This is a genomic window from Arsenophonus sp. ENCA, from assembly GCF_002287155.1.
In the GTDB taxonomy this organism is placed as follows: Bacteria; Pseudomonadota; Gammaproteobacteria; order Enterobacterales; family Enterobacteriaceae; genus Arsenophonus; species Arsenophonus nilaparvatae.
Genome location: NZ_NHNG01000422.1, coordinates 1 through 6,864 on the forward strand (window position 1 = coordinate 1; position 6,864 = coordinate 6,864).

At 39.9% G+C, this 6,864-nt stretch carries 7 protein-coding genes and 1 pseudogene; 3 read left to right on the forward strand and 5 right to left on the reverse strand.

Annotated features, from left to right (window positions below; genetic code table 11):
- Positions 1–281, forward strand: a 281-nt coding sequence (locus tag CBG25_RS11010; protein WP_290603775.1) for a transposase family protein, incomplete at its 5' end; no start/stop codon positions are given.
- 50 nt (positions 282–331) lie between these two features.
- On the opposite strand, the pseudogene CBG25_RS11015 reads toward CBG25_RS11010, so the two are convergent.
- The 5 genes and pseudogenes from CBG25_RS11015 to gmk form a co-directional block, all read right to left on the reverse strand.
- A pseudogene (locus CBG25_RS11015) lies at positions 332–1,753 on the reverse strand (ATP-dependent DNA helicase RecG); the annotation flags it as partial.
- Positions 1,754–1,757: 4 nt separating this feature from the next.
- Positions 1,758–2,477: a tRNA (guanosine(18)-2'-O)-methyltransferase TrmH gene (gene trmH / locus CBG25_RS11020; RefSeq protein ID WP_290606633.1), complete on the reverse strand. Its 720-nt coding sequence runs from the start codon at positions 2,475–2,477 to the stop codon at positions 1,758–1,760.
- A gap of 3 nt (positions 2,478–2,480) precedes the next feature.
- Complete coding sequence (gene spoT / locus CBG25_RS11025) at positions 2,481–4,598, reverse strand: bifunctional GTP diphosphokinase/guanosine-3',5'-bis pyrophosphate 3'-pyrophosphohydrolase (RefSeq protein WP_290606635.1); 2,118 nt, start codon at positions 4,596–4,598, stop codon at positions 2,481–2,483.
- A 19-nt stretch (positions 4,599–4,617) separates the two neighbouring features.
- Entirely contained in the window at positions 4,618–4,893 is a 276-nt protein-coding gene (rpoZ, locus tag CBG25_RS11030; protein ID WP_290606636.1) for a DNA-directed RNA polymerase subunit omega, read from the reverse strand.
- 51 nt (positions 4,894–4,944) lie between these two features.
- Positions 4,945–5,568 (reverse strand): guanylate kinase, encoded by a 624-nt coding sequence (gene gmk, locus CBG25_RS11035; RefSeq protein WP_290606638.1) that lies wholly within the window; start codon positions 5,566–5,568, stop codon positions 4,945–4,947.
- 501 nt (positions 5,569–6,069) lie between these two features.
- On the opposite strand from gmk, the gene CBG25_RS11040 reads away from it, so the two are divergent.
- Both CBG25_RS11040 and CBG25_RS11045 read left to right on the forward strand, forming a co-directional pair.
- Positions 6,070–6,357 (forward strand): hypothetical protein, encoded by a 288-nt coding sequence (locus CBG25_RS11040; protein WP_290606640.1) that lies wholly within the window; start codon positions 6,070–6,072, stop codon positions 6,355–6,357.
- A 41-nt stretch (positions 6,358–6,398) separates the two neighbouring features.
- Positions 6,399–6,737: a hypothetical protein gene (locus tag CBG25_RS11045; protein WP_290606642.1), complete on the forward strand. Its 339-nt coding sequence runs from the start codon at positions 6,399–6,401 to the stop codon at positions 6,735–6,737.
- The last annotated feature ends 127 nt before the right edge of the window (positions 6,738–6,864 follow it).

Below are 6,864 nucleotides of genomic sequence, written 5' to 3' on the forward strand. Positions count from 1 at the left end.
AGGTAACCATCTGGGCAGATACCGGTTTTCAAGGTATAGATAAACAGCATCCTAATACACAAATCCCAAAAAAAGGAACTCGAAAAAGACCTTTATCGCCTGAACAAAAACAAGAAAATAAAATAATCTCGGGCATCCGTATTACAGTTGAACACGCCATCGCGGGTATCAAGCGCCTCGGTTGCATGACCCAAATTTTACGGAATCGTAGACCCTTTATTGATGATACCTTCTTACTCCTTAGCGCAGGTCTTTGGAATTTCCATCTCAGAACAGCGTAAAATTTACTTCAATCACCGAAACACCCTTATTTCACTATTAAGCAACACGCTTGTTGAATAACCTCATTGCGGCGGTTGTCAGGAATGGCAACTGTTGTGACAGGAGTTCTACCTGGAGGTAGTTCATCAATGATTGAATTATCCAGATCCGCATAAGCTGTCATCGCGAGCGTACGTGGGATCGGCGTTGCTGTCATGATTAGCTGATGAGGATAAATGCCGTGTTGCTGACCTTTTTCCCATAGCGCCAGACGTTGATGTACACCAAACCGATGTTGTTCATCAATGATCACTAATGCTAAGGCGTTGAATTCGACTTGTTGTTGAAAAATGGCATGAGTACCAATTATCATTGCGATTTCGCCCTGTGCAATCGCTTTTTGTTGACTCAGTCTGGATTTTCCTTTCTGTTTTCCTGATAACCAACCTACTTGGATACCAAGTGGTTCTAGCCATTGGCGAAAAGTATTGGCATGCTGTTCTGCTAATAACTCGGTAGGTGCCATGAGTGCTGCTTGTTTACCATGCGCGATAGCACGAATTGCGGCAAAGAGCGCCACTAATGTTTTACCTGAACCAACATCGCCTTGCACTAAACGCATCATAGGACTTGTTTTAGCCAGATCTGCTTCAATTTCACTTATAACTCGTTGTTGGGCTTTGGTTGGAGAATAAGGTAACCGTGCCAGTAATTGATGTTTTAATTTTTCTTCTGTTGGTAATGGCTGGGCGGAAAATTGTTGTGTTTCACTCCGAACCGTTAGCATACTTAGTTGATGGGCTAATAACTCTTCAAATATTAATCTACGTTGCGCCGGATGCTTGCCCTTTTCCAGTAGATCCAGAGGGATATCGGGCGGCGGGCGATGAAGTGTTTGAATAGCCTGTGGTAAACTTATCAATCCTCGATTAAATGGCGTCGGGATCAACTCATTGATCGCACAAGTATCAAGTAGCGTTAGCGCTTGAGCAATAAGTTTACGTAAAGTTATCTGACGTATCCCTTCAGTTGTTGGATAAATGGGTGTTAATGTATTTTGTAACTCAATATGATCGGCACTAGGTTTTATTTTATATTCGGGATGAATAATTTCTGGTCCTAAATTACCTCGCCGGATTTCACCATAAGCGACGACGTATTTGCCGACTGCCAGACTATTCTTCATACCGGTAGAAAAGTTAAAAAACCGCAGGGTTAATGTTCCTGAGCCATCACTAATGTGGCTGGTCATCATTCGCTTACGTCCAAATGCGATTTTAGTTTGTAATATTTCGCCACTTACAGTCACAGAGTTACCCGGTTGAACTTCACTAATCGCATAAAGCTGAGTTTGATCTTCATAACGCAAAGGTAGGTGAAAGAGGAGATCTTGGATAGTACGAAGTCCCATTTTATTGAGCTTTTCTACTTGCGTTTCACCAACACCGTTTAATGATGTTAATGGAATAGCATCAAGTAATTTCCCCCTCATGCGGTTAGTTCTCCAGAGTGCGTTTTTTACCTGGTACTTTAGACGATTGCATAGCTGCCCACCATGCATCACTGGCAACAATTTCGCCATGTTCGTTAATTAGTGGTCGGGGAAGTCCTTTATGCTTTGAAACGGCGGCTAATACCGGATAACCGCCCTCAAAAAGCCACTCCTGTTGCTCTTCTTCTGATAGCTGACTAAAAAGGCTGTCATACATATTGGCATTTTGTCTTTGCCGTTGCGCCTCATAAAGAATTAAAGCAGAAGCCACAGAGACATTTAATGACTGTACCATACCCATCATCGGAAAATGAATATTGTGATCAGCCAGTGCGAGAGCTTGTTTGGAAATGCCCGCTCGCTCTTGTCCCAAGATGATACAGGTAGGTTGATTATAATCTATTTGACGAAAATCGATCGCTTGGTTGGTAAGATGAGCGGCTAAGATTTGCATGCCCGCAGCTTTGCAGGTAGAAATTGCATTTTCAATAGTGGCATGAGTCCTTACTTTTACCCAATGATTACTGCCAGCTGCTGCTGCGGATAAGCTTTTGCTGCTATTTTTGCACCAGATTGCATGAATTTGTGGTATTCCAACCGCATCAGCGGTACGGATCACGGCAGAAATATTATGTGGTTTATGAACATTTTCAAGACAAACCGTCAGATCAGGTTGGCGCATAGCGATCACTTGACGAATGCGAGCATAACGTTTTGAATTCATAACTTAGTTCCGGTTACGGCTGATGCGTAAGACATCAGGCATGATACGGATTTTTTTCATAATATTAGCTAATTGAATACGATCCTTAGCGGTTAAGCGAATAAATGCACAGTAGACACGCCCGTCTTTCTCTTCGATATTCATACTTTGAATACTAGAATTTGCACTATTAATTGCTGCTGTTAAATTAGCTAATGCCCCTTGGTGATTGATCATATCGACTTTAATTTCAGCAATGAAGTTGTTATTCACGCCCTCATCCCACTCTACTTGCATAAATTTCTCAGGCTCTTTTTGATAGCCTCGAATATTACGGCAAGACTCATGGTGTATGACTAAACCTTTACCAGGGCTAATATGAGCAACAATCGGATCACCGGGAATAGGTCGACAACATTTAGCAAAGGTAATTAATACCCCTTCTGCTCCTTTGATTGGTAGTTTACTACGACTATCACTATTATCTGTGATAATGTTATTTATACTAGCATTACCCAACAAATTATGCGCTACAACGACACTCATGGTATTGCCAAGGCCAACTTCAGCGAGCAAATCATCAATTGAGTGAAGTTTCATTCTTACTAGTTCTTTATTTATATTCTCTTGCGGAATATCGCCCAATTTGTTGCCATTGCCTAAAGCGTGATTGAGTAAGCGGCGGCCTAAACTAATTGAATCTTCTCGTTTAAGGTTTTTAAGTAATTGGCGTATTTTTGCTCTGGCTTTGGAACTAACAACGAAATTCAACCAAGCTGCGTTTGGCCTTGCGCCAGGTGCGGTAATAATTTCTATGGTTTGCCCTGTATTTAACGATTGGGACAAAGGATAGGGTTGGCGATCTACGCGGGCTCCAACACAGGCATGACCTATATCGGTATGAACAGCATAGGCGAAATCAACCGGGGTTGCGCCAGTAGGCAATTCGACAATTCTACCTTCAGGGGTAAAAACATAGATTTCGTCAGGAAAAAGATCTGATTTTACACTTTCTATGAATTCAAAAGAATTACCTGCACTTTGTTGAAGTTCTAATAGCCTTTGCATCCAGCGTTGTGCTCTAATTTGAGCTGTTGTGCTAGATTCACCTTGTTCTTTATATGCCCAGTGAGCAGCGACACCCATTTCTGCCATTTGATCCATATCTTCGGTACGAATTTGTACTTCAATAGGTACGCCATATGGGCCAATCATTGATGTATGTAAAGATTGGTAGCCATTTGCTTTTGGGATCGCAATATAATCTTTCACACGCCCTGGCCGAGGATTATATAAACTATGTACTTGCCCAAGAACGCGATAACATGTATCAACATCTTTAACAATAATCCGAAAGGCATAAATATCCATAATTGAGTGGAAGCGTTGCTCTTTCAGATGCATTTTGCGATATATTGAATAGAGATGTTTTTCTCGACCACATACTCGGCAAGGGATTTTGGCTTCCAATAATCGACCTTCAATTTCTGCCAAGATTTTTTGTATCATCTCTTTTCGGTTACCACGAGCGGCTTTTACAACCTCTTTAATAACTCGGTAGCGATTTGGATAGAGCGCTTCAAAGCCTAGTTCTTCAAATTCAGTTTTGAGATGATGAATACCAAGACGATGTGCCAGCGGGCTATAAATTTCTAATGTTTCTCTCGCGATCCGGCGGCGCTTATCGGCACGAAGGGAACCTAAAGTACGCATATTGTGCGTTCGATCGGCGAGTTTGATTAAAATGACACGGATATCTTGCACCATGGCCATAATCATTTTGCGAAAATTTTCTGCTTGAGCTTCTTTTTTGTCACGAAAATTGAGTTTGTCGAGTTTTGATACCCCTTCAACCAGACCAGCAACGGTTTTACCAAAAAGCTGTTTTATATCCTGAAAAGTTGTCGGGGTATCCTCGATAATGTCGTGTAATAATGCGGCCATTAATGTTTCATGATCTAAACGCATTTCCGCTAAAATGCATGCCACCGCGACTGGATGGGTAATATAAGGTTCACCACTTGAACGGGTTTGGCCTTCATGTGCATCCCGGGCGACAAGATAAGCTTGTTTCAGTAACAATATATGCTCTTTTGGCAGATAGTCCTGAACGATTTGATTGAGGCTTTCAAACAGGTACAAGGCAGGCCTACCTTTTCAGTTAACGACGACCTTCAGCAATAGCGGACACTGCTTGCATTTCTGCCGCCTCTTGCTCCTGCTGTTCTTGACGTTCGCGGGCATCAAGAATTTGAGCATTAATCAACCCTGATTCTATTTCGCGCAGTGAAATAACAGTGACCTTATCGTTTTCTTCTTTAACTAAAGGATTTTTACCATTAATTTGTAATTGACGTGCACGACGTGCCGCCACTAAAACCAAGTCGAAACGATTACCAATTTTTTCTACTGCATCTTGAACTGTTACACGTGCCATAATATGACTCCAAAGATAAAGAAATGACCGGATATAATACTGAACCTTTACTCAGTCTGCCAATAATTTATTAATTAAAGTATTATGTCGCTGAATCTGACGTTCTAAACATAGACGCTCAGATCGAATAATAGATTGTAAATCTCCCAATGCAGTATTGAAATCATCATTAACAATAATGTAATCATATTCGTTATAATGTTTTATTTCAGCGACCGCTTGTGCCATCCGCTGGTTAATCGTTTCTTCGCTATCTTGCCCGCGACCACGTAAACGGCGTAGTAACTCATTTTTAGAAGGCGGTAAGATAAAAATAGTGCGAGCGGAAGGCATTTTTTGGCGAATTTGCTGTGCACCTTGCCAATCAATATCTAAAAATACATCGACACCGCTATTAATAATTTCTTCAATAACTGCCCGGGAAGTTCCATAATAGTTGCCGAAAACGCAGGCATATTCAAGAAAATCATTATGCTCAATCATTTGCTGAAATTTGCTTTCAGTAATGAAATAATAATGTTCACCGTTTTTTTCACCAGGGCGTATCACTCTAGTGGTATGCGAAATAGAAACTTGTGTGTCATATAAAGGCTGAGTTTTTAATAAAGCCTGAATAAGACTCGATTTACCTGCACCACTTGGGGCAGACACGATATATAACGTTCCTTGGATCATGATGATTTCTTGATTAATAGGCTAATTAATTAATAAAAATTTTTTAAAAAGTACAAAAGCTCTTTAATAGTATACACATGCAATCAGTAACATACAGCTTTAGTAACATTTTTAATGAAAGATCTGAATTATTTTTGAAAATAATTACCATTTTTGCGAAGTGCTTTGAGAAAAAATGATTAATAAATATCTTCATAATTATTTTCTATTTACGACTTCCCAATAATGGAAATTGTATATTGAAAGTATTTTTCGTGAATGAAATAAATAGATGATTAAAATTATGCATGGATGCTGTTTATTATGAGATCTTTTATTTTAATTTCAGTCTACTATCGTCAGAGCTTTTTTTTATTATTGATTTTGCTAAATATAAATTCATCAATAGCGGAAAGCATGCAATGCCCTGATTGGCCTGAATTAGTTTTGCATAGGGAAATTAAAGCAGTTAATTCAAAATTAAAAAGATGGAATAAAGCATATTATATTAATGGCCAAAGCTTGGTTAATGATGAAACTTACGATCAAATTTATGCGCTATGGAAACATTGGTCAAATTGTCTTCATCAGCCGATAGATAAAACTCATTCGCTTTCTTTACCCGCTAAAGGAAGAAAAGTTCATCCAGTTGCTCATACTGGCTTAAAAAAGATAACCGTTGATGAAGTCGCTAGATGGATAGCGGGTCGTCATGAAGTTTGGTTACAACCTAAAGTCGATGGTGTGGCTGTTACATTGGTTTATCGAAAGGGTAAATTGGCTGCATTAATTAGTCGGGGAATGGTGTAGAAGGGATTGATTGGTCTAAAAAAGCTGATTTTCTGCCAGCAATTCCCAAAAAGATCCCAAATCATGTCTCTCAATTAATATTACAAGGTGAACTGTTTTGGTATCAGTCTGGTCACCAACAAGCCATTATGGGTGGCGCTAATGCCCGTAATAAAGTTGCCGGCTGGTTAATGCGAAAGAATTTATTGGTTCAACAAGAGAAACAAATTGGAATATTTGTTTGGAGTTGGCCTAATGGGCCATCGAACATGCAAACACAATTTGAACAATTAGAAAGTTGGGGTTTTCCGTTAACGAAACACTATTCTCATTTGGTCAGTAGTGTTGATCAAATTACACAATGGCAACGCTATTATTATAGGGCACCTCGAAAAACCTAAGCCGAGTTTGATTTTGCTGATAAAGTTATCGGAAGCTGGTCTACTGAGCTAACCACCATGAAGAAACGCAGCGCCATTAAGAATGACCTCTTTGCAAACCAGTATCACCAACAGACGATCGACAAGT